We start from the raw sequence: 24,852 nt of genomic DNA, 5'->3' as shown, positions 1-24,852 counted from the left end.
GGCTGTTATGTCATGGAATCCGTAGAAAGGCATTACGTGATCGCGTAAGAGCGTGATTTTCTCACAAAATTGGCCGGTATTGGACTCGCGCGCCGGGGATTTTATGCTTTTCAACAGACCCCGAAAAATGCTGGGTTTCTGTCATCTGCGGCAGATCGTTGCTGCAAGCCATCTTGTATGGACACTCCCCCCGCTCAACAACGACAACCCGGCCGTGTGGACGAGCTGGACGGCCTCCGTGGCCTGCTGGCCCTGTGGGTCGCTGTCGCACACATCTTTTCGATCTGTGGTTTCATGGAGACGAATATTCCCCGGCCTTTCTCGCGGTTGCAGCCGGCGTTCATGGGGTTCATCGAAGCATCCGCCGCAGTCGATACGTTCATCATCCTCAGCGGATTCGCGATTTCCTTCCTGCTTCACAAGCGCCGGCAATCGTATGGAAGCTTCATGACCGGCCGCGTCTTCAGAATCTATCCGGTCTATCTTTGCTGCCTTGTTTTGAGCATCGCGGCCAGCAGGTTGATCCCATTCATCATGTCCACCGTGGTCTGGCGCGACACGATTTATTTCGTATGGATCAAGGACCTGCTTTTTAGCGAGTCCACGGCGTTCGGCACCCATGTCTTCTGGCATCTGACCCTTCTCAACGGATTGCTGCCCGAGAGCTTCCTGAAGAATGCGACCGGCACGCTGCTCACTCCGGCGTGGAGCATCACCCTCGAGTGGCAGTATTACCTCGTCGCTCCGTTCGTGGCGCGGATGGTGAGATCGGCGAGCGGAATGCTTGCTCTAACGGCAGTCGCGTTTCTCGGCATGCACTTCTCGAAAATCTGGCAGAACCCGCAGCTCGCCTTCTTCCCGGCGCATCTTCCGCTGTTCTTGTTAGGTATCGGCAGCTACCATTTTTACGCCTGCTTCGGTGGCGACGAAAAGAGCGGTAAAATCCGCAACCTCGCGATCACCATCGTCATCGCCGTTGGCATCCTGCTCCAATGGCATGCCGTCGCACTCGTGCTGTGGGGCCTCGGATTCGGCTGCATTCTCGCCCGCGGCACGGATCCTTTCGCAAGAGCGCTTGCCGTATTGCGCAAGGTTTTGTTAGCACCGTTGCTCCAACGCTTGGGAAAAATTTCCTTTCCGCTCTACCTCGTTCACTGGCCGGTCATTTTCGGGATTCTCTATCTCGTCGTCCGGCAGTTCCCCGCAATCTCCTCCGTTCAGGCGGCTACGGTGATGTTGGTGATAGGTCTTCCTGTCATTCTGGTGATGGCCCAAGTGATGCACCTGCTGGTGGAAATGCCCGGAATGGCGCTTGGGAAAAAGGTCGGCCGCCGCGGCACCCCAGCCATCCAACCCCAGGCGACTGCTGAAAATTGAGACTTTCAATTCCGTGTCACCCGCAGTCTGGCGAATTTCCGGGTGCCGCCAGCTCCGAGTGGCACGGTGACAAGTTCCGTGTCTGTGTCTCCGTTGATCGACGTGACCATCGCACCTGACTGGTTTTGGATCTGCCAGTTGTTCGGGGATAGATCGGATGAAACGAGAATCTCGAAATTCACATCCGCGATCTTGCTGCGGCGGAACTGGAAAAACGAAGAGGGATTCGCGGGGTTTGAGTCAACACTCAACGCGGGGCGGGCGCTCGCAGGCAGGTTTCCAAGCGGATCGACATTGAAGGCAAAGGCGAGAAGATTGCTCAAACCGTCGTGGTTGGGATCTGCGGATGGCAACTGATCTCCAGCGGGCAGCGCCGTGAACGCAGGATAATTTGACGACCATGATAGATACGCATCAGGCAGGAGCGAGCCTGTGGATGTGATTGCGTTGAACCAGATCGCGCCCATTTGGTTATAACCTGCCTGTCCGGGGTGAATGCCGTCGCCGGGTTGATAGAAATTCAAAGCCGGATTCGGATTGGTCAGCACGATGCTGCCGTTCATTTCCACCAGAAAAACGTTGCGTCCTTGATTCGCATACTGCTGCACAAGAGTTCTTACCTGGGCGTTGTAGGTATTGGCATTTCCGTTGAGATACGCAGCCGTCCGGCCCTGCCAGTCCTGGGTGATCGGAATGATGGTCGCCACATACAGCCTGCGTGCGGTGTCGCTGGTGATGGTAGTGATCAACGAGCTGAGATTGTTGATGGCGGTCGCGACCGGGACGTTCTGGAGAATGTCGTTGGAGCCAGCATGGAGAAGGACGGTATCGGGATCGACCGCGAGCCAACCGGACAAGCCCGCAAGCATTTGGTCGGTGCGGAAACCGTTGTTGCCGTTGTGATCCGGATCCATGCCGGGGTAAGCGTTATCGGTATTGTTGCCGACGAAATCATAACGGTGTCCGGCTGCAGCCAGTCGTTCTCCCAACCCTCTGCGGTAACCTCCGGGAATACTGCCGTTAGGATAATTGATGTCATTGGTTCCACGCGTGATGGAATCCCCCAGCGGCATGATCTTCGCGGTTTGTCCCATGCCCACCGGCGAGACCACCAGAATTGCGACGGTCATCAGGTAGCAGTAAATGCAGGAGCTTGTTTTCATCGCCAATCGGGTAGGATTCCATCGGGGGGAGAATCTGAAACCTTCTTTGCATGGGGCATGCCGACGGCAGACCCGGCAACTCAACTTGATGAACCTGAATGGAAAGCGGAAATCGCGAAGCGGGTCGCAGACCATCATCAGCTGCCCTAGTGCATGAAACGCGTGCAGAACGCATGATCCGCGCTCTCGCTCCGATCTCTGCAAGTCAGTCCATTCGCAGGCGGAAAAAACGTGATGGCCGGTCGATGGCGACAGGGACCACATCTTGATCCGTGAAATTGGAAACCGGCGCGGTGAGTTCCTGCCATCCTCCCGTCAGGGTGTCGGAGGCCTCAATCTTCGCCGTCGTCAGGCCCGCTGGATAAGTCAGGCAAACCACGTCTCCAGTCTTCGCGAGGGTCATCCTTACATCCGCGGCTGCTGGCGGACCGCTGGCCTGATAGACGGCGAAACCGGAGATTTTCGGAACTCCTTTGGATTCCTGCTGCAATCCGATGTTGAGCGTCCCATCCTCCACTTTCGTCCGGTAAGGACCGTATTTCAACCATTCACCCTTGGCTTGATCGCCAATGCCGCGAGCTGCTGTTAGGTTTTCGATCGATACCCGCATGTCCCGCGAATAACTTGTCTGATCCTCAGCGACGAACAGGAAAACATCATAATAGCCGTTGACCAGCGGATAGCCCAGACCAAGCTCGATGTTGCCCGTCGCGCTCGCACGCAGCAGATGGGCCCCCAGCACGATGCTGGTGGACGCGTCGGGTGCGGGGTAAAAATTGATGCCCCCACCTCCATTAACAGGATTGCTGTTAGCTACCGTTAAGCCTGCCGAAACGGCGGCGGATTGCGATTGCCACGATTGTCCGTCCACGATCAACGCACCTCCATTCAGGTTGATTCCGCAGTGGAAGGCTCCCTCGACGCATGCCTTGATCGGAGGCGAAAGCGACGTTCGTCCGTCGGTGGTGATGACCTTCGCCCGGAAAACGTGCTGGCCTTCCGCCAAGTCGGTAAGGGTGAGCTGATAGGGAGCCGTTGAGACGCTGCCCAAGGATTTTTCCCCATCCAGAAATTCCACGCCCTGCACGGTTCCGCCGCTCGTCGAGGCATCCGCCGTGAGGACAGTGGCGGTGGTTCCTGAGGCAATGATGCTGTTATACGATGGTGTGGTTAGCCTGACTTCCGGCGCTGGAAGGCCGCCACCGGACAAACGCAGGGCGATGTCCTCGCTGTAGTTTGGAGAGGCGAGGCTGCGTGTTCCGCCCGCGTGGACGAACTCCGCAACTGCCCCGGAAACCAAGCCGGAGCGCGGATCGATCCACTGGCCCCGATAGGTTCCGGCGGGAAGATTGACCACCAGATTGGCCTGCGTGCCGCCACGCAGGTAAAGTCCGTAAGCCGTGCCCGGCACCCCCATTGCCTTGGCCGAGCCACCTGTCGGAACACCACTTGCGACGAATCCGGGCTGCGGCGTGAGATTGACCAGCGGCATTTCCTCGAGGAACCATCGCAGGATGCCGAATTGGCGGCGAATCGCCGGGCCGCCGCCACCGGGAGCCGCTTGCGAGGCGATGCCATCCTCGCGTGTCGTGGTGAAGGAAAAATCGAGGTGATTGAACAGCCCGCCGCCGGAGAGCATGAACTCCCATGCCTCGCGGCGATACGTGAAATCCTCCCGTCCGTTGTTGCCCGTCTCGTCATCTCCGAGTGCGCGGTTCAGCCCGAAGTTTTGCGACGCGGCAGTCGGCGAAGCATAATGGAAATTGAATAGGGAAACAGCAGGGTTGGGACTGGAGACAACCCCTTGATAATTATAAACTCCCTGCGCGATGAGATGGTGGAGGGGGAATTCCGCTTCGGTGGCGACCAACTCGTCGATGATCAGATTTTGCCAAGCCTGGGTGATGTTCTGTTCGTAGGGTTCGTTGCAGATTTCGTAAATGACATTGTCAAAATCACGCAGCTCGGTGGCGCATTTCCGGGCGAGGGCCTTTTGAAACGGCACAAGATCGCCGGTTGCGCTGAAGCTGTTAGCGCGGCCGCCGGCACCCACGCCATTGACGTGATTGGCGGCGTTCAATGGTGATAAATTCCACAGGGTGTCGTCATAAATCGCGCTGAAAAAAGTCAGTTCCACCACCACGCCGCGCTTCGACGCCGCGCCGACGAATTCCCGCAGACGGAAGAAGTAAGTCGGATCCCATTGGTTGAGGTCGAATTTGTTTCCTCCGTCAGCGGCACCGGGCTGCCCCGTCCGTTTCCACGGAGCCACCGAGCGCCCGGGCAGTGGAGACAGCGTGTTTTCCGGGATGTTGAACGAACCGGTGGTCTCGCGATACGCACCGGTGAACACCCTCACGAAATTCAATCCGCAGGTTCTCGTTTCCTCCAGATAACGGACGTAGTCGAAATCGAGATTGATCAACACTCCGTAGTGTTCGCTGGATCCCACCAACACCGTGGGGCGTTCGCGAAAGAGAAAATAATGCCCGTTTCCAGGATGCAGGCGGACCGCGTCCGCTGCGGGTGCCGTGGCCCCGGTCACGATCCAAGCCGCAGCCGCTAACAGGGCTTTTAGCCGGGAAATCGGTCGTGTGGGAGGAATGCGCATCGGTAAGGAATCCGCTACCTCTTTCGCAGGCGCCGTGCCGGGAACTTGCTTGAGTCGTAATCCGCTTGCGGTCAGCGGATGGAGGGAAACGGCGGACCGGTCCATGTTACCGGGTTGATCGTGCATTGTGTGAGGAGAGTGCGTTTTGCATGAAGATTTTGGAATGCGGGCGTTAATTCTGAATTACCCTCAGACGGGCGAATTTCCGCTCAGCACCTGCCTCCAGCGGGATGGTGACGAGCTCCGCCGAAGGATCACCTGGGATGGCTTCAACCGTGGCACCTTCCTGACTCGCGACCTGCCAATTTTCCCCCGACAAATTGGTCGAAACGAGCAGCTCATAAGTCAGCCCCGACGTCGTGCTGCGGCGGAATCGAAATGATGGAGCCGGGTTTGTGGTCACCACCGGAAGCGAGCCGGATGCCAACGGGGACAGCGGATCGAGGGCGAAGGCATAGGCGAGAAGATTGTTGATTCCATCCCCATTGGGATCCGCCGTGGGAAGCTGGTCGCCGGCAGGCAGCGAGACAAACTGTGGATAATTCACGGCCCAGGCTTCGTAGCCGGTGAGCGGGTTCGTGGCCGCACCGACTTCTTCGGCGTAACCGGAATTGTCAACGCCGTTGGTGGCGCGCAGTCGGTAGATATAGCCCGTGGCCGGGGCCAGCCCCGCGTCGATGAAGCTGGTTGTATTGGCGGGTGCGATGGCGATTTCGGCAAATGTCCCGCCGGCTCCGGCTTTTCGTTCCAGCTTGAAAGCGGTTTCTCCCGTCGAATTATCCGCCCAGCCGAGAGTGATGTCGTGCCCGGTGGTTTGTGTGACCACCAGATTGCTGGGCGCTGTCGGCACAGCTGGCGGGACCGATCCGAAGATTCTGATTTCCGTAAAGGAGAAGTAGCCGCCGTCGGTTTTAGCCACCTTCACATAGCGGAAGGGAGTAATGGGATTGATATCCGCCGCCAGCGTCGAGGCATGGGACAAAGGCGGTTCGCCTTGTGTGGCCAGCACGGTGTAGGTGGCAAATGCCGAATCGTTCGAAGCCCGAACTTCGAAGTTTTTCCGGGTCACCGGCTGATCAGCGTCCTGGCGGGTGGTGACTTCCAAGCGTGAAATCCGGAAAACGTTCGTTAGATCAACCGCCCAGGACGCCGCGGGATCGGTGAGGGTAGCGGACCAGAATGTAGTTAGATTTCCGTTGTTCGCGTTGGAGGCGACCGTCGCTCCGCTGTAAATCGACGAAGCGGAAGCAGGCTTGTTCAGCGCCACGTTGATGGGAACAGACGAGGAGACATTCGACCATGCGGAATCTCCGCTGGCGTTTATTGCCCGGACCGCGAAGAAATAAGAATTCGCCCCGGTCAATAATCCAGAGATGCCTGAAATCGTGGCATTCGCGCCAACGGTGGCGATCTGCTGCCAAGTTCCGCCGCTGCCGGTTTTGCGATATACCGAAAATCCCGTTTCATCGCCCGAGTTGTCCAGCCAGCTCAAATTGATCTGCGTTCCGGAAATGACCGTGGCGGTGAGCGAGGAGGGAGCCGCTGGAACTCCTGTTGGCGGAGGAAGGAACAACGATCCGGTGGCTGTGATGGAGTTGAACCAGACCGTTGCCATTTGATTGTAGCCCGCTTGTCCGGGGTGGATTCCGTCACCGGTCTGATAGAAATTGTTGGCAGGAACGGGATCGGTGTAAACGAGGCTGCCGTTCATTTCCACCAGGAAGACCTTGCGTCCCTGATTCGCATATTGGGTCACCAAATTGCGCACCTGGACGTTGTAGGCATTCACGTTTCCATTCAGATAGGCCGCCGAATACGTTTGCGTCTGTGGCGGCCACGCCTGGGTGATCGGGACGATGGTTGCGACGTAGAGCCTGCGGTTCGGGGCGTTGGCGGTGACCGCATCGATGATCAGGCCGAGGTTGCCGGCTGCGGTGCTCACGGAAATATTTTCCAGAATATCGTTGGTTCCAGCGTGGAGCAGAACGACATCCGGATTGACCGCCAGCCATGTCGGAAGGTTCGCGAGAAGGGTGTCGGTGCGGTAGCCGTCGTGACCTTCATGGTCCGGGTCCATTCCTGCCGCGGCATTCTGGATGCTGCTGCCGACAAAGTCGTAAGCGAATCCGCCATTGCCGAGGCGGATTCCCAGCTCCTTCCGGTAACCACCGGGAATGCTGCCGTTGGGATAATTGATATCGTTGGTCCCTCTCGTGATCGAATCACCCAGAGCCATGATTTTCGCCTCGGGGGATTGGGCGGCGACCATCGCTGTGATTTGGCTGAGAAAAACCAAGCACATAAACATGCGAACAACGTCATCCGTAAACCGGAAGAGGGTCTTCATGCAACGATGGGGGGATGGGACGGCGGAAGGAAACCCGTGCAACGGGAGAGTGGAGGGAGCTCAGTCAACAAAGCGGGAGGGGTATGGCGGCGGCGGGCAAAAGGGGAATGTATGAGTGGGAAATCAAGGCTGATTGACCTTCAATATCAGGACGCCGGATCACGCCATTGTATCACAAGAGACATAGCAATCCCACCGTCGCGAGCAAGTCATTTCTCCCGCAGCCATGCTACTGCCGGAGCCCGATTCGATAGAAGCTCATCGCGTTTGGCTGCGATTCGGAGTGAGGGAAATCGATCGTCCCGGCTTGGGTGATAGTGATTTCGCCGACCGTTTCCCAAGTGATCAAATCGACCGAGCGTTGGAGAAAATACGTTCCCGGTTGAGTGGCAGCGATTTGGACGACAATTGATCCCGGAATTCCCAACAACGTCGCAGGTCCAAGCACCGTCGTTTCCGGAGGCAGGCCGTTGTCGGTCGGTGGCGCATAAACCCGCACGTGATCGAGCAGGAGGTCGATCGACTGTGTCGTAGTCGATCTATCCTTGAAAGTAAGCAGTGTGGAATCACTGTCCGCGACGAACGTGAATACCTGTGGCACCCAGCGGACGGTTCCGTTTCCGAGGCCGGTGATGACAATTTGGTGCGACAGCAAGGTGCCGTTGCCTGTCACCGTGATTTGAAGTTGTTGTTGGTTGGTATTGTAGGACAGAACACCGACGTCGAATGCTAGCGTGTAGGTTACGCCCGACCGGGTCGGGACTGTTTGTGATACCACTCCGGTATGGACTTGATTTGCGCCGTTGAAAACCAAGGCCTTCGTTCCGTCTGTCCCGCCGGTGAGGATCGCTTGGTTGCCGCTCGCATTCCATGCCGTGTAGTTCAACTCGAAGCTTCCGTTAACCGCCAACTGGGGACCGGGTGCGGGTGGGGCTTCTCCGGTCAGGCGTAGGGCGATGTCTTCCTGATAGATCGGAGATGCGAGCGTCCGTTGGCCTCCGGCGTGGCTGAACGCGGCGATCGATCCGGCCACCGCGCCGGTCTTGGTATCGATCCAATCTCCCTGATAGGTTGCGGCGGGAAGATTTAAGATCAGATTGGCCTGGCTCCCGCCTCTCAGGTAAACGCCGTATTTTTTTCCAGGCAATCCGATGGCCCGCGCCGCGCCGCCGGATGGAATTCCGCCAGCAACCAGATCCGGCTGTGGCGCGATTTGCACCAGCGGCAGATTTTCCATAAATCGGCGCAACACGCCGAGCTGGCGTCGGATCGCAGGACCGCCGCCGCCCGGAGCCGATTGCAAGGCCATTCCATCCTCACGAGCGGTGGTGAACGAAAAATCGAGATGATCGAAAAGCGCGCCTCCCGACATCATGAATTCCCACGCCTCGCGACGATAAGGAAAATCCGTTTGCCCGGCGAATCCGGTTTCATCATCACCGATGGCCCGGTTCAATCCTTGATTCTGCGACGCGGCTTCTGGATAAGCGTAGTGGAAATTGAGAATCGAAACCGCGGGATGGGGATTCGAGATAACACCCTGATAGTTGGCGACATTTCTGGCGATCAAATGCCGGACCGGCAAGGACGCCTCGGTCGCGGTGAGTTCGTCGATGATTTGATTTTCCCATGCTGACGACACGCTGCCGTTGTAAGGCTCGTTACAGGTTTCATAAATCACATTGTCGTATGCGTTCAGCTCGGTGGCGCATTTGCGGACCAGACTTTTCTGATAGGCAAGCAGGTCGCTGGTGGAGCTGTAACAATTGATCCTGCCGCCGGATCCGACACCGTTGATGTGGTTGGCACTGTTCATCGGGGAAAGCTTCCACAGGTTGTCATCATAGATCGCACTGTAGAATGTCAGCTCAACGATGATGCCCCGGCTTCCTGCTTCACTGACGAGACTGCGCAAACGATTGAAATAAGCGGGATCCCACTGGCTCAGGTCAAACTTGGTTCCTCCATCAGCCGCTCCCGCAGTGGCAGTCCGTTTCCATGGCGCAATGAATCGCGCGGTGGGTGGTGCCAGCGTGTTGTCCTGGATCCCGAATGAGCCCGTCGCTTCCCGGTAAGTTCCGCTGAAGATGCGGATCAAATTCAAACCCCGGCTGCGCACCTCGTCGAGATAAGGAATGTAGTCGAAATCAAGATTGATCAGAGCCCCATAATGCTCGGAAGAACCTACCAAGACGACCGGCTTTTGATGGAAATTGAAATACCGCGGGCTGTCCGGGTGCAGGCGGATCGGATCCTGCGCTATGGACCGCGCTCCTGACACGATCAGGAACAGCGCGGCCACGAGAAGTGTGCGGTGGAGATTGGTATTTGACCTGGATGGATTTTTCATGCTTCACGCTCGTTGGATCAGATCCGAGGGGAAGAAATGATGATGCTTGTCGGTTAGGTGGAATCAAGTTGACGATCGCCGCTTTCGTGGATCGGATATCACTGGCTTAAGGAGTGGAAATCACCGCGACGTTATCGAGCAGGAGATCAAGTGAGTTGCTTGAGCTGGAGATATCGCGGAAGGTGAGTATGGAGGTCGAACTGTTTGCAACAAAAGTGAAACTTTGAGGCAGCCAGCGATTTGTCCCGTTGCCGGATCCATAAAGTGTCACGGAGCCGGAAAGCAAACTGCCAGAGCCGGTGATCGCTACCTGAAGGGTCTGTGAATTCGTATTGTAGGAGAAAACACCGGCATCAAACGTCAGCGTGTAGCGACTCCCCGCAGTGGTTGGAAACGACTGGGCGAGCGTTGCGTTAGGCGCGAGATTTCCGCCGTTGAAAGCTACAAGTTTGGATCCATTGGTCGCGAGATAGGGAGCCGCGGATTTGAGTTCCTGGTTTCCCGAGATCGTCCAGTTGTTGAAACCGGACTCAAAGCTACCGTTGACCAGAGCGGTTGATCCACCGGATGTTGCGTTGACGTTGATAGTCACCGCAACGACATTGGAACTGAGACTTCCATCGTGGGCATGATAGGTAAAGGAATCGGTTCCCGTGAAATTGTTTGCCGGGTTATAGGTAAATCCGCCGTTGCTGCTCAACGAAACGCTCCCGTTGGAGGGATTCGATCTGAGAACAGCTGTGAGGGGTTGAGATTGCGCATCCGAATCGTTGGCGAGCACGCCGTTTGCTGGAACCACCAGCGCTGTGTTTTTGTTGGTGGAATGAGTGTCGGGGGCCGCAGTCGGCGCCGTATTGGAAGTGCCGCCGCCTCCTCCGCCATTTCCCGTGACTCGGACATTGTCGAGCAGCAGATCAAGGGCGTTGGTCGTTGTGGACATGTCGCGAAAGGTCAGGGTGGTGGCGCTGCTGTTGGCCACGAAGCTGAAATTCTGTCGAACCCAGCGCGTTCCATTTCCCGATCCCGAAACAGAGACCGTCTGCAGGAGCAACGAGCCGGATCCCGTGACGGCAACCTGAAGTCGCTGCTCGCTGTTAGTGTAAGCCAGCACTCCTGCATCGAAGGAGAGGGCATAAGTAACTCCTGGAGTCGTCGAAAATGTCTGGGCGAGAATACCGTTAGGTGCGGAGTTGCCTGCGTTGAAGGCGACCAATCGAATACCGTCGGTGGCCGTATAGGCACCGGACGACTGGATCATCTTGTTCCCGGAGCCGCTCCAACCCGCGAAGTCGGACTCGAAGCTGCCGTTGGTGAGAACCTGCGGCCCTGTGGCAGGAGGCGGATTGGTTCCGCCGCCGATGGCACCGAACCAGAAATCACCCATTTGATTGTATCCGGCCTGCCCTGGGTGGGTGCCGTCACCGGGTTGGAAAAAATTCTTGGATGGATCCGAAAAGGTATAAACCAAGCCCGCACTCATATCTGTGAGGAAGACCTTGCGACCTTGATTCGCGTATTGCGCAACGAGTGAGCGCACTTGGTCGTTATAGGCGTCGATGATGACTTTCCATTCCGCCGGGGTGTGACCGTCGCGGGTGTCGATGATCGGGATGATCGTGGCGACATAGAGTTTCCGGTTAGGAGAATTGACGGTGATTTGCTGGATGATTTGGCTGAGATTGCCGATGGCGGTGCCGATCGCCACATGTTGGATCATGTCGTTCGTGCCGAGGTGCACGAGCACCACATCGGGATTGACCGCAAGCCATCCGGATAGAGCTGATAGCGCCTGATCGGTACGGATGCCCGGATAGCCATTGTGATCCGGATCGATGCCGGGAGCTGGATTCAAGTTGCTGTTGCCCACGAAATCGTAGCTGATTCCAGCACCTGCGAGCCGGATCCCGAGCTGTTTTCGATATCCCCCCGGAGGACTTCCGTTGGGATAATTGATTCCATTAAAGCCGTAAGTGATCGAGTCGCCCAATGGCATTACCTTGAGTGGGGTTTGTGCGCCAGCGGGACACATCATCAGAAATAGCGACGCGATCAATAATGTTAGAAACCCGGTGTGCTGAGGGGCTTCGGACTTGCAGCGAGTTGCATCTTGGGGAGGTTGGGATATTGCTTTCATAACAGATAGATGTGATCTTGTGAGTTCCATCGGGGGCGGTTGGACTCCATGGCTTAAGTCGCAGATGCCATGCCCCGCCTCGCTGCATTGCCCGAACACGCCGCAGGTCAACGGAATAGAGAGATCTCAAAGAGAACTGCTCGATGTCGTGAAATGGCTTTTTTGCAGGGTATTCGTGCAAACCGCATGGCCTCCGCGGATTATGCGTTGACCCCGTATCGAGACTTCGCCACCGTGAATTTGATGATTTTTGAAGCAAACCAAGTGGCGGTCGTCACCGGTGCCAGCAGCGGGGTGGGCAAGGCAATTGCACTCGCGCTTGCACAGCAGGGAGCGTCGCTCGCCCTCGTCGGCCGCGATCTCGGCGTGCTGCAACAAATCGCACCCGACGGCCCCGGGAAAGTCCGCTGCTACGAAGCCGACCTCACCGACGACGCCGAACTGGCACGCTTCACGAAGCAGGTCATTGCCGACTTCGGCCATGTCGATGTCCTCGTCCACAGCGCGGGTGTTTTCGCGATGGGGAAATTAGAAACAGCGCCACTCGCCGAGTTCGACTTGCAATACCGTTGCAATGTCCGTGCTCCCTACGCCCTCACGCAGCTACTCTTGCCGAAGCTGATCGAGCATCAGGGCCAGATCGTTTTCATCAACTCCACCGCCGGACTGAATGCCGGCGCGGGTGTCAGTCAATACGCCGCCACCAAGCACGCGCTCAAAGCCGTGGCCGACAGCCTGCGTCAGGAAATCAATCCCCGCGGTGTCCGCGTCCTCAGCGTTTTCCTCGGTCGCACCGCCACTCCCATGCAGGAAGCCATCTGCAAACAGGAGGGTAAACCCTACGATCCCGCCTATTTCATCCAGCCCGCCGATGTCGCTGCCACTCTCGTCCACACCCTCGGCCTGCCGCGCAATGCGGAAATCATCGACCTAACAATCCGGCCGATGAAGTCGCCACCCGCTGCGAAATAGATTTCCGGACCTCAGGGTCTTTCGAGTAGCAAATAATCGATACCGAAATAGAACTTCGCTCCGACGGCTGCCGGATTCGCCGCGGAGACTTCGATGCGAAGTTTGATTCGGCCGTTCTGTGGCTTGAAGGTTCCCAACAGCATTTTTTCCGCAGGCCTGACATCTCCAGCGTATCCATCAAACTTCGCTGTCACAGGTTGGTCGTTCACGATGAATTTCAGGATGCCGTAGTCGGGAGCTTGGGTCGCGATCAGGAATAATTTGTGGGACGCACTATCCGGAGCGGGGATTTCCAATTCCGTGAAATCTCCAACCTTCCCAGCCTTTGCTAACAACTGAGCGCCACGGCTCCAGCGCACGCCTCCGAACGGCTCCATGTCCTGCGGTTTTACCTCGATGCCAAGGGTGCTTGCCGCGACCTTGAGCAGTTCGGCATCAATGGCGCCGGGAAATGGCGCTGTCGGAGCTTGCGCTTCGGCCAGCGTGGGGATGGGTGCGGTCGCGTTTTCCAATTCGTGAACACGGTTCGACGAACCGCCGGGAAACGCATACCAATGCGTGGTCGCCGCATAAGTCAGGCGGGTCGGTTTCCATGAAATGAGCTCGATGTCGAAATCGAGCGACTTGCGGAATGGGATGCCATCGAGATTGCGGGTGCGGGTCAGGACGTTGTGGCCCTGAGTCATTTCCTGATCGATGCGGGTCTGATTTGAAAACGGAGTCTGCATGATTCCTCGCGGTGCGAAGGAATAGCCGTAATAGTCCTCTGTCCCGGTGCCGAGGTGCGAGGGGACTGCTTCTCCGTCCACGCGGATCTTCTCGTCGCCCTCGCCATACCACGTCGCCACCGGATTGAAGAGCGAGAGCGTGTCGCCGACGTAGACCCCGCGTCCAGCGAGGCGGATAAAATTCCAGTCCCTCGACGGTGGTGTAGTTAGATTGCTTTCATAATGCCAGGCGGAGTGGAAATACATCGAACGGTCATCCCATTTCCAGGATCCGGTCTGGCATTGGAGTTGGACTTTCACGGGGTGCTTGCCGGCATTGAAAAGCGTGATGCGCCCTGTTTTCGCATACGGCATGGTCCAGCGACAGGTCATCGTGCCGTTGGTCAGGACGCTGCGATACCAGCTCTTCAATTCATTGAGACCGGCTCCGCTACCGAAGAAATCACTGGCAGGACACCACACCGTTTCCTTTCCGTCGAACTGGATAAGCACGATCAACGAGCGAAGCGCAGCCGCATCATTAGGCTCCAAACGAAGCTCCATCATCTTCACCGCGGCGGGCCCCGCGGGCAGATCCAGCGGCACCTCGCCGCCAGCCGGAATCGTCGTGGATTTGGAAAATGAAGCCGCAAGCTTGGAGGACGGTGGGGCAGATAATACCTTGTTAGTGCGCTGGATGGAAGGACCCGCCGCTTCAAACGAAGCGGTGGTGAATGTTTCCACGTTCGTTCCCGCTGCGTATTTTCGGAAATTGATCTGATAGTAGCGCGGGCCTTCGCCTTGTTCCTCCCAAGTGACCTTGCAATGCTTCGCGTAGGGGATCGGCAGCATCAGGGTGTTTCCACCGTTGTCCGTGGCGCTGTAGCCGGGATGGGGGATGGCTAGCGATTCGCCCAATTTCAAATCACCTGCCAGCAAGTCGAAAGCAGGAAAAAACAGTGCGGGCTCCGGATTTTCATCCAGGTAAACACGCAGCACGCCCTTCTTGTTTTTAATCGTCGTCACCCAGAGCCGCACGATGCAACCCGGGCCATCGTCCTCCATCATGACATTTTCCCGGCGTCCTGCGGTTTCTTCGGTGCGGATATATTGCGTGTGATCATCGTTGGCAAACCAGCCCGGCTGATCGGGAGCGACGGTGCGGCGGTCGTAACTGCTCGCCTGAAGGCAGGTGAATTCCGGCTCCGGCCATCGCGCCACCGATTCGAAATCCGTCATCTCGGCAAGGAGCGACTCCAGTGTCACCGGTGGCGCGGCCTGCAACGGAAGCACGGCGAACGCTAGCGCGGAGGAGAATTTCAGAATGGGTTTCATTTTGGTGAAGACTCTTTAATCACGTTGTCCGGAGTAAACAGCATATGCGAAACTTGTGAACAATCCTGCCATGCCAGATCGAGCAACCTGTCAGGGGATGAATGCATTTGACGCTCCATGCCCCTCCCTGCATTTTGCCGGGCGGTCACCGGCCGTCATTGAAAACAAAATCAAAGCGTGGAGCAGGGCGGCAGAGTGATGCGGTGGAATTATCCCAAGGAACTTCCGGTGGTCGAGCACCGGGAGGAAATCCTCGCGGCCATCCGCGCGCATCCGGTCGTCGTGGTCGTCAGTGAAACGGGGTCGGGAAAAACTACCCAGCTTCCGAAAATGGTCTGCGAGGCGCTCGGCGACGACGGCGGACGCATCGGCTGCACCCAGCCACGCCGGATCGCGGCGGCGAGTGTTTCGAAACGCGTGGCAGAGGAACTGCAAGTTCCGCTCGGTGATTACGTCGGTTATCAGGTTCGTTTCGAGGACAAGACCTCCCGCGAAACGCGGATCAAGTTCATGACGGACGGAATTCTGTTAGCCGAAACGCAGGGAGACCGGGATCTTAAACAATACGAAGCCCTCATCCTCGACGAAGCGCACGAACGATCCCTCAATATCGATTTCCTGCTAGGCTACGTGAAACGCCTGCTCGAACGCCGCAAGGACCTCAAGCTCGTCATTTCGTCCGCCACGCTCGACGCCGGATCCTTCGCCGAATTTTTCTCAAACAACGGCGTGCCCGCGCCCGTGATCGAAGCACCCGGCCGGATGTTTCCCGTCGCGGAGTTTTTCCTTCCTCCCTTCGACGACGAGGATCTGCCGCAGCACGTCGCCCGCGCGGTGGACTATCTCGGCGAAGTGGAACCGAATGGCGACGTTCTGATCTTCCTGCCAGGCGAGCGCGAGATCCGCGAGTGCGCCGACGCACTCGAAGGCCGTCAATACCGTGGCACGGAAGTTCTGCCACTGTTTGCAAGACTCGGCCTCGGCGACCAGCAACGCGTTTTCAATCCCGGCAACAAACGCCGCCTCATCCTCGCGACCAACGTCGCGGAAACATCGCTAACAATTCCTCGTATCGCCTGTGTCATCGATTCCGGCGTCGCCCGCGTCAGCCGTTGGAGCCCGGGAAAAGGCGTACAGCGCTTACAGGTCGAGCCTGTCAGCCAAGCCAGCGCCCGCCAGCGGAAAGGCCGCTGCGGTCGTGTCCGAGATGGTGTTTGCGTCCGGCTTTATGAGGAAATCGAACTCACCGAGCGTCCCGAATTCACCGATCCGGAAATCCGCCGCAGTTCTCTAGCGGGTGTGATCCTGCGGATGAAAGCGCTGAACCTGCCGGAGATCGACGAGTTTCCTTTTCTTGATCCACCATCGCCGAAAGCTGTCTCCGAAGGCTACCGCACGCTGCGCGAGGTCAACGCGCTCGATAAGGAAAAGAACCTCACCGACTACGGCCGCCAGATGGCGCGCCTGCCGGTCGATCCGCGGTTAGGCCGCATGCTGATCGAAGCCCGCAAGGAACATTGCCTCGCGGAAGTGTTGCCCATCGTCGCGGCGCTGGAGTCCAACGATCCCCGTGAACGTCCCGCTGAAAAAGCCCGCGAGGCCGATGCCGCGCATGCGAAATGGAAGGATGGTGACAGCGATTTCATCTCACTCCTCCGCCTGTGGAACGAACTCGCAAAATTCCGCGACAACCGCGGCCGCTGGCAGCGCAACGCCCTGCGGAAATTCTGCGGTCCCGCATTTCTCAACGCCCGCCGCGTGATGGAGTGGGCGAACGTCCGCGACGAACTCGCCGATCTGTTGGAGCGTGAGTGGAAACTCAAACTCGGTGAGATCGGCAAGGATTTGTCGGGTGCGGGTGCCTATTCGACCATCCATAAGGCGCTTCTGTCAGGCGTGCCGCGCCAGTTCGGCCTATGGGACCGCGAGTCGAAATCCTACCGCAGCGCGAATGGCGGATTCTTCGCCGTGTTTCCCGGCTCCGGCCTTTTCGGAATTCCCAAACGCCACGAGTGGGTGATGGCCATGGAGCTTGTCGAAACCTCACGGCTATGGGCGCGCCGCGTGGCGCGGATCGATCCGGCGTGGGTCGAGCAAGTCGCGCCGCATCTCTGCAAGAGCAAGTATGGAGAGGCGCATTGGGATGAAAACCAAGGCGCGGTCTATGGCAAGGAAACCGTCGTCTGCGGCGGACTACACATCGTCGCAGGCCGGCGAATCCACTACGGCCGTGTCGATCCCAAGGCTGCTAGAACAATTTTCCTGCGTGAGGGTGTGGTCGGCGGTGCTTTGAAGCAACGCAGCAAATTCCTCGACTACGTCGCCGACATGCGCGCGGAGATTGAGGCCATCGAACAAAAGCTTCGCCGCCCCGGCGGGCTGTGGAGCGACGAGGCGATCATCCGGTTTTACGAAAACCACATCCCCGGTGAAATCCACACCGCCGCCGCGTTCCACAAATGGCTTGAGAGGCACGAGGACAGTTTGATGTTAGGTGTGGGCGATGTGGTGGACGAAGATCTCGGCTATCTCGGACTCGAGGGATTTCCCGATACGCTGCTCCACGGCGGCGTGGAGTATTCGCTCTACTATCACACGGCTCAGGGCGAACGCGACGACGGCGTGACCATCGGGGTGCATGTCGATCAATTGCCGAAATTTCCCGACTGGCTTTCGGCTTGGGGCGTTGATGGAAATCTCCGCGAACGCGCCGAAATCCTGCTGCGTTCGCTGCCGAAAGACTACCGCCGCATCTGCCAGCCGATCGGGCCCTCAGCCGAAAGTTTTGCTGAATTATGGAGCTTCGCGCCCAAGGATCGTTCCATTTTCCAAGCGCTCTCCGAGCACATGAAGGATCGCAACGGAGCCTATGTCCCGGTCGGCGAATACGATGTTAGCAAACTGCCACCAGAACTCGTTACCAAGATCTGGGTCTGCGATGACAACGCCGAGGAACTCGCAATGGGTGACGATGTGGCTGTCCTCAAACTTCAGCTCGCCGACCGCATGCGTGTCCGCTTCGAAGCCGCGGCTAATGCCGACGTCGAGCGAAAGGGCATCAGCACGTGGGATGGCGAAAGCCTGCCGGAACTTGTCATGACTCCCGGCGGCGCGGCCTATCCGGCGTTGGTGGACGAGGGGGAATCCGTCGGCGTCCGAGCCGTCACCAGCGCCGCGCTCGCCGCCGAGTCCCACCGCGCGGGTGGAGCGAGATTGCTCTGGCTGGCGCATCAGGATCAGGTGAATTACTTGAAGAAGAAATTTCCGCTAGGTCTGATGGCAAAGGTGGAAATGCCGAGACTCGGAGTCGGCGGCACGACCCTTGATACACTGATCTTGTTAGCCGCCGAAGGTGCGGCGGGCGGAGTCTTCCCACGCTCGCCGGATGAGTTTAGAGCTCTCACCGAAAAGGCGAAAGGAGGTTGGTATGACGCCGCCGCTGTCCTTGGAAAATCGATCGACGAAATTTTCGAAATCCTGCCGGAGATTCAAAAGTGGGTTGCTGCCAATCTCAAGGACCGCAACCTCGGCGAGATCGCGGAGGACATCGAGGAGCAGCTCACCTGGCTATTCCGCAAGGATTTCGCCTGGCGTGCCGGTTTCGCGAGTCTTCGTGAATATCCGCGGAGGCTGCGTGCCATCCGTTCCCGGTTAGGCCGGCTGTCCTCATTGCCGATCGTCAAGGATCTTGAGAAAATGGATCGGTTCCGGCGTCTTTGGCTGCCGTGGTTTAAGGATCACACAGAGTCTCCCGATGATCCCGCTCATTGGCCGGCAGGGTGGGCGTTGGAAGAATACCGCATCTCACTTTTCGCTCCGGACATTCAGCTGTTAGGAAAGGTCTCGGAAAAAAGGATCGAAGAAATGCTCTCGGAAAAGCGCTAGCGTTCCGATCTTCCACAACAGCCGCTATGAAAAGCCGGTCAGCTTTTCATTTCGTGCGGGTGCTTCATCATGTGAAGCTCGTGGATCCGTTCCTGCTCACGGTTTCTCTCGTCCATTTTCTGCTGCTTGTGCTGCTGCTGTTGGGCTTGAGTCTTCCGTTTCGCCTTTGGATTTTTGTCACTCATGACAGTGGAGGTTGAGTTTTCCGCCTCGATTGCGGGCATGGCGGCGGCGGAAAGCCGCCAGCGGGGAATCAACGATTCCAGACACCATCGCCCGGAACTTGAATTTTGCCACGGAAATCTGCGCTGCGAAGTGGGGCCTGCAAAATGTTTGGGTTACGAAGGGGATGTGCCATATTCCGGACCATGACGCCTGAAGGAACCCGGAAAATCGGCATCCATTTCGATCCGTGCTACGAGCGGCACGATACCGGACTTGGCCATCCGGAGTCAGCGGAGAGATATCAGGTGCTGGAAGCGGCGCTGGCCCGACTACCGGATGATTTTGTGCGGCTGCCGGGTCGGCGGGCGCGGGTCGCGGAAATCCTCCTCGCGCACGATCACGATTATCACGATCTGGTTTACCGCGACGTGGAGACTTTTTCGGACTGCCTGCGGACGGGTGACACGGCGATCTGTCATGAGAGCTACGATGTCGCATTGGAGGCGACTGGTGCGGTGTTAGGGGCAGTGGACGCGGTGATGCTCGGTGACGTTTCCTCGGCATTCTGCGCGGTGAGGCCGCCGGGTCATCATGCGACGGCGACGCGCGGGATGGGGTTCTGTATTTTCAACCATGTCGCGATTGCCGCCCGATATTTGCAGTCGCGACATGGACTCGGGAAAATTGCGATCATCGACTGGGATGTCCATCATGGTAACGGCACGGAGGCGATTTTCCTCCGGGATCCCTCGGTGTTCTACGCCTCGCTCCACGAACAGAATATCTATCCATTTACCGGTCCCGCCGCGGAGCGAGGTCAAGGCGCGGGCGAGGGGATGACGCTCAATATTCCGCTGCCGGGAAATTCGGATGGTGGTGTCGCCCTGGCGGCGTGGAGTGCTTGGTTAGAACCTGCAATCGACGCGTTCCAGCCGGACTTTCTGCTGATTTCCGCAGGCTTCGACGCACGGGTGGATGATCCCATCGGCGGGTTGCGCTGGAATGATGAGACTTTGGCCGAAATGACCCGCCGCTGCGTTGTTCTCGCGGAGAAATGGTGTGGCGGCCGGATTGTTTCGTCACTGGAAGGCGGCTACAATCCGCAGGGATTGGCTTCGGCGGCGGTCGCGCACGTCCGGGCGCTCTGATCGCAAAAAAAACCGGCGGGACCCCAAGTGCCCCGCCGGTTGGATGATTGCCTGAAATGAATCAATACTGTTAGCGACCCGCAACCCAGTTCACCGAGTTGGTAAGGATGGCTTTGTAAGCGGGATTGTCGTGGGCTTTGTCATCGTGACCGAGGGTGATGCAAACGATGCGCGTCTTGCGGTCCTTGACGGTCCAGACACTCGCGTGTGGATCCGGGCCACCGTCGGGGGCATTTTCGGCGCAGATGTCGTATTTGGCCTTCGGCCCCGGCTCGAAATGGTAGTTTTCATCGTAGATTTTGAAAGTCGCCGGGACGCCTTTCATCAGAGGCGACTTCGTATCCTTGACGGTGACTTCGAAGTCCCCCTTGCCGTGATTGGGAGTCTTGCCGTTGATGAAGCGATCGTTGTAGCCTTTCCAAGCGGAGTGGTCCCAAGTGGCGGCGTGGAGGAAGACCAGTCCCTTGCGCTTGTCGGCGAAGTCGTTGAGCGCTTTCTGGAACTCTTCCTTGCCGTATTGATCGTGGTTGCCGCTGAAAACCAACACGTCGGCTTCGGGAAGAAGTGCGAGTGCTTCCTCAAGATTCGGCGTGGCGGCGACGTCCATGCCACCGGCGGCTTTGAGGGTGACCTCGTCACTACCGAGGAAGTATTTCGGGAAATCGTGCGAGCTCCCGGAACCGACCAGCAGGACGCGGAGGGTTTTCGCGAGCTTGGGATTGGCGAATTTCTGACCCATCGGTTCGGTGCTTTCCGGGCTTTGCGCGGCCAACGGTTGGCTGAGGGCGGGAGCAAGAGCGAAAGCGCAAAGCGCCAAGCGGGAGATTTTTGATAGATTGGTTTTCATGAAATGTCGGTGATGGGATGGGTTAGTTCTGGAGAGCATTCAGTGGGTGGTCTTCGGAGCGCAGGAACGGATATAACCGATGATGTCGCGGAGGTTGTCGGCACCCATGGCTTCGAGTCCTTCGGGCATGAGCGAGTTCTCACCCTTCTTGCGCGAGGCGATGTCGCCGGGTTTCAAATCAATGGTGACACCACCGGGCTGGCGGATCTGCACGCGCGCGTCGTTTTCGCTGGCGATGAGGGCGGAGTATAGGGTTCCGTCTTTCATAACGATGTTCCAAGTGCGGTGCTCGTCGTCAACGACCAGACTTGGATTCACGATGTGCGTGAGGAGTTCGAGGTAGGGGTGCGAGCCGATGCCTGATAGATCGGGACCGAAGACATTTCCGGCACCTTCAAGCTGATGGCACATGGAGCAAACGGCGGTGAACATCTGCTTGCCGTTGGCGATGTTGGCTGGCTTCTCGATTTGCGGAAGCAACTGGGTGATGATTTGATCCTTGCCGGGCTCGGCTCCGCTGCCGGGACCACCGAACAGAGCGCTTGCGCGTTTGGCGGTTTCCGCGTCGGGATGGGAGGTGAGGCGCGAAATCTGGGCGGGGCCGAATGACGACGCCGGGATTTTCTTCGACTCGATCGCATCCAATAGCAGTTTCGTCCAAGTAGGTCGGCCGACAAGCGCTGTGAAATCAGCTTCCTGCTGGCCGGGAGGAAGGGTCGGATAGGCATCGGTCAGGGCGCTGCCCGCTTCAGGCTCACCGGTGGTGGCGAGCGAGGTAACAAGCGGAATGCCGAGGGAATCCGGCTGGGGTTTGGTCAGAAGCGCGAGGATGTTAGGCAGGATGAACTTGTTGGCGGAGCGGGCCGGAAGCAAGGTGCGGATCGCGTCGGCGCGGACCAGATCCGGTTGTTTAGGATCGCGGGCGACGGCGATGAGTTCACCTGCGGCCTTGGTGATTTCCTTGTTCAAGAATCCGCTCTTGTCCCACGCGACGGCGAGCGGAAGAGCTGCTGCGGCAAGAGCCCTGTCGGACGATGCCAGGATGGGCCGGAGAGCCTCAAGAGCGGCACTCAGGTTGCGCGGAGCTGCTGGAGGGGACTTGCCGAGATCAGTCAGGACGACCGCGACGAGCTTGGGATTCGGCGAGGAAGAGGAGGCCTGGAGGACGCCCAGCAACTGGCCTTGGTTGCCACCTGAGGCAAGCGAGGAGGCTAGCGAGCGTACGGATTCCTCGCTTTGGCCGGCGTTTCCGGCTTCAGTCAGGATCGTCTCCAACTGTGAGGAGGGATTGCGGGCGCTGGCTGCGTCGGCGGCCGCCTTCGACCAGTCGTCGGGAAATTTTCCACCGCTGGCGAGGAGCAGGGAGGTGACTTCCGGTGACATGGGAGATGCGCCGAGAGCACGCAACGTGGCGAGGCGGACCCGCGCGTCTTTGTCGGCGATGCCCGCGCTGGCCTCCTTGGCTGCCAGCGGGATGCCGCCGGACTCGGCGATGAGCATGGCGTTTTTCCTAACGGTCGCTTCGGAGGCCGAGAAAGCGGTATCGAGCGTCGCCGGCTTCAGTTCGCCGAGGCGCTGCAGTGCCCACAGGGCGAGAATGCGGGCGGGGGCGAACGATTCTCCGGTGGCCATCGCGGTCAGCGCCGGGACCGCTTGTTTTCCGAAATCCTTCGGCTTCTCCAACAGAATGCGGATGGCATTGAAACGGACGGTTTTGTTAGGATGCTTGAACGCGGCGACCAGCGCGGCGGCATTGGCCTTGTAGAGATCCGGGATCGGGAACTTGGTGGCGGACGCGCTCTGGATACGATAGATGCGGCCGAAATACTGGTCGCGGTCCGGACGGATGGATGCTCCGGAAGCACTGTGCGCCGGTCCGCGGGTATCGTTGTGGGTGACAACCGGAGTGTAAAAATCCAGGACATACATTGCGCCATCGGGACCGAAGGATACATCGACCGGGCAGAACCAATAGTCCATCGAGCGCAGCCATTCCTGATCTTTCAATACCAACTCGCCCTTTAGGGACGGTCCATCGGGCTTGAGTTCCTCGAAATGGATGATGTCGAGGATCGGCTCGCTGGTGAAAATCTTGCCATCATATTCCTTCGGCCATGCTCCGCCTTCGTAGATGGCGGTCGAGCATGCGGCGCTGTAGCGGCCGACCTGGTCGATCTGCATGATCGGCGCACGGTCTGATAGATCGGTGCGGGCGACGGTGCGTCCCGGGTTCACGGAAACAAAGCTTGGAGCCTTGGTGTTAGGTGCTTTCGAGAGAACCCACTCCGGAAGGACGACGTATTGGATCGGGTTGCCGCTGGTGGCCTTGCCGTGGAAGATTTCCATGTCGCTGGTGACTTCGCCGCCGAACGAATTTCCGCCTTGGGACGCCACTTGCTCGATGGCGGATCCGTCCGGACGGAATCGGAAGACGCCTGGAGAAATCTTGGCCATCACTTTTCCTGACTTCGGATCGGTGGCATCGGCACCGCTGCCGGTACTGGCGTAGATCCAACCATCGGGGGCGCTGTTGAAATGATTGGCGACGAAGTGGGTGTCTCCGGGAGCGAAGCCACCGAAGAGCGGAGTCGCGGTATCGGCCGTGCCGTCGCCATTGACGTCCTGAAGGTAAACGATGTTAGGCTGGGCGACCGCGATGACGCCGTCCTCATGCAGACAGAAACCGGTGACAAGTTCCAGGCCGGTGTAGAACACGTGCTTCTTGTCCATCTTGCCGTCGTGATTGGAATCCTCAAGAATGCTGATGCTGTCGCGGCCGGGGCGGTCGTAGTGTCCCGGGTCGAGCACGCCGGTTTCCTTCCATGCCGGGCCTTTGAGCGGGCGCTTTCCGTTAGGATATTCCGGAGTTTCCGCGACCCATAGGCGGCCGGCACCGTCCCATTGGATGGCGATCGGCTTGTTGATCAGCGGCTCTTCGGCAACGACGCTGGCGACGAAGCCGGGCTGCATTTTGAATTGCTTGATCTCATCCTCCGCACGGCGCGGACCGCCAGCCGGATAGCGTAAGGTGGCAAGGTCGGCCTTGGTGCAGAACTCATCGACGTTCTCGCGCTTTGCGGTCCAGGCCACGGCACGCAGGATGAATGAACGCATGCTCGCGTGGGCAAGTGTTTCAGGCGCACCTTGCAGGAAAACCGCCGCGCGATGCTTCGGCGTTTCATAAGTCCACATCTGCGGCTGCAGGTCGTAAATGGAAGCACGCACATCGCGACCCGGGACATTCGGGCCATCGCCGCGTTTCGCGTCGCGTCCTTTGGGCGTGAATGCGGAGCCGAGCACGAAGATGTCATCAGATAGTGTTAGATCGTAAAGCGTTTCATCAACAATGTCGAAGGGCGAGGAGTCTTTGACGATCGGGTGGGAATTGCTCACCACGTAGAGCATCATGAGGCTGCTGAATTTCCGGCTGTCCTTCTCGTCCCAGCCGCCGCCGAGGGTGGCCTTGCCCCATTCCGCGGTGCCTGCGGCGATTGCACCGTTGACCGCCACAATGCCGCCGCCGCGATTGGCGAATGCCGTCAGCGCGGATTGCGTGGCGACGGTGTAGGCCTCGAATTTCTTGCGGTGGATCAGAACCACATCCGCGTGTGATAGCTTCGCCTCGTCCGGCTCGCTGGTGACGACGATCTGGGCACCGCCGCTTTTCAATGCCGCCGAGTAGGGATCGCTGAACGCATTGTCATCGCTGGCGACAAGGACCCTCAGCGGGGCGGCCATCAGCGAGGAGCCGGCAGCAAGGATGGCGAGCAGGGAAACCAGAGGTGGCAGGGATTTCATGAAGTAGGAAATG

At 58.3% G+C, this 24,852-nt stretch carries 13 protein-coding genes; 4 read left to right on the top strand and 9 right to left on the bottom strand.

Annotation, left to right across the window (positions count from 1 at the left end):
- Positions 1–177 precede the first annotated feature (177 nt).
- Complete coding sequence (locus ABIQ96_RS21920) at positions 178–1,377, top strand: acyltransferase (protein WP_348216780.1); 1,200 nt, start codon at positions 178–180, stop codon at positions 1,375–1,377.
- 5 nt (positions 1,378–1,382) lie between these two features.
- Here ABIQ96_RS21920 and ABIQ96_RS21915 read toward each other — a convergent pair whose 3' ends face one another.
- From ABIQ96_RS21915 to ABIQ96_RS21895, 5 genes are all read right to left on the bottom strand, one after another.
- Positions 1,383–2,540, bottom strand: a complete 1,158-nt coding sequence (locus tag ABIQ96_RS21915; RefSeq protein ID WP_348216779.1) for an SGNH/GDSL hydrolase family protein — start codon at positions 2,538–2,540, stop codon at positions 1,383–1,385.
- Between the two features lie 205 nt (positions 2,541–2,745).
- Positions 2,746–5,277, bottom strand: coding sequence for an Ig-like domain-containing protein (locus tag ABIQ96_RS21910; RefSeq protein WP_348216778.1), 2,532 nt, complete (start codon positions 5,275–5,277; stop codon positions 2,746–2,748).
- A 46-nt stretch (positions 5,278–5,323) separates the two neighbouring features.
- Entirely contained in the window at positions 5,324–7,420 is a 2,097-nt protein-coding gene (locus ABIQ96_RS21905) for an SGNH/GDSL hydrolase family protein (RefSeq protein WP_348216777.1), read from the bottom strand.
- A gap of 307 nt (positions 7,421–7,727) precedes the next feature.
- On the bottom strand, positions 7,728–9,848 hold the full coding sequence (locus tag ABIQ96_RS21900; RefSeq protein WP_348216776.1) for a cellulase family glycosylhydrolase: 2,121 nt from the start codon (positions 9,846–9,848) through the stop codon (positions 7,728–7,730).
- Between the two features lie 106 nt (positions 9,849–9,954).
- Positions 9,955–11,841 carry a GDSL-type esterase/lipase family protein gene (locus ABIQ96_RS21895; protein WP_348216775.1) on the bottom strand — a complete coding sequence of 629 codons (1,887 nt, stop codon included), beginning with the start codon at positions 11,839–11,841 and terminating at the stop codon, positions 9,955–9,957.
- A gap of 327 nt (positions 11,842–12,168) precedes the next feature.
- On the opposite strand from ABIQ96_RS21895, the gene ABIQ96_RS21890 reads away from it, so the two are divergent.
- Positions 12,169–12,954: an SDR family oxidoreductase gene (locus ABIQ96_RS21890; RefSeq protein ID WP_348216774.1), complete on the top strand. Its 786-nt coding sequence runs from the start codon at positions 12,169–12,171 to the stop codon at positions 12,952–12,954.
- Positions 12,955–12,965: 11 nt separating this feature from the next.
- On the opposite strand, the gene ABIQ96_RS21885 is transcribed toward ABIQ96_RS21890, so the two are convergent.
- A complete protein-coding gene (locus ABIQ96_RS21885) occupies positions 12,966–14,996 on the bottom strand; it encodes a glycoside hydrolase family 172 protein (protein ID WP_348216773.1) in 2,031 nt (676 codons plus the stop codon).
- A gap of 198 nt (positions 14,997–15,194) precedes the next feature.
- Here ABIQ96_RS21885 and hrpA point away from each other — a divergent pair, with 198 nt between their 5' ends.
- Positions 15,195–18,881: an ATP-dependent RNA helicase HrpA gene (hrpA, locus tag ABIQ96_RS21880; protein WP_348216772.1), complete on the top strand. Its 3,687-nt coding sequence runs from the start codon at positions 15,195–15,197 to the stop codon at positions 18,879–18,881.
- 38 nt (positions 18,882–18,919) lie between these two features.
- Here hrpA and ABIQ96_RS21875 read toward each other — a convergent pair whose 3' ends face one another.
- On the bottom strand, positions 18,920–19,066 hold the full coding sequence (locus ABIQ96_RS21875; RefSeq protein ID WP_348216771.1) for a hypothetical protein: 147 nt from the start codon (positions 19,064–19,066) through the stop codon (positions 18,920–18,922).
- Between the two features lie 183 nt (positions 19,067–19,249).
- Between ABIQ96_RS21875 and ABIQ96_RS21870 the strand changes: the two genes are divergently transcribed.
- Positions 19,250–20,194, top strand: a complete 945-nt coding sequence (locus ABIQ96_RS21870) for a histone deacetylase (RefSeq protein ID WP_348216770.1) — start codon at positions 19,250–19,252, stop codon at positions 20,192–20,194.
- A 70-nt stretch (positions 20,195–20,264) separates the two neighbouring features.
- On the opposite strand, the gene ABIQ96_RS21865 is transcribed toward ABIQ96_RS21870, so the two are convergent.
- Both ABIQ96_RS21865 and ABIQ96_RS21860 read right to left on the bottom strand, forming a co-directional pair.
- Positions 20,265–21,041, bottom strand: a complete 777-nt coding sequence (locus tag ABIQ96_RS21865; protein ID WP_348216769.1) for a ThuA domain-containing protein — start codon at positions 21,039–21,041, stop codon at positions 20,265–20,267.
- A 39-nt stretch (positions 21,042–21,080) separates the two neighbouring features.
- Positions 21,081–24,839: a PVC-type heme-binding CxxCH protein gene (locus ABIQ96_RS21860; protein WP_348216768.1), complete on the bottom strand. Its 3,759-nt coding sequence runs from the start codon at positions 24,837–24,839 to the stop codon at positions 21,081–21,083.
- Between the last annotated feature and the right edge of the window lie 13 nt (positions 24,840–24,852).

The sequence above is a fragment of the Luteolibacter sp. genome (assembly GCF_039920825.1).
Lineage (GTDB): Bacteria > Verrucomicrobiota > Verrucomicrobiia > Verrucomicrobiales > Akkermansiaceae > Luteolibacter.
This window is presented reverse-complemented; position numbering and strand designations above follow the sequence as displayed.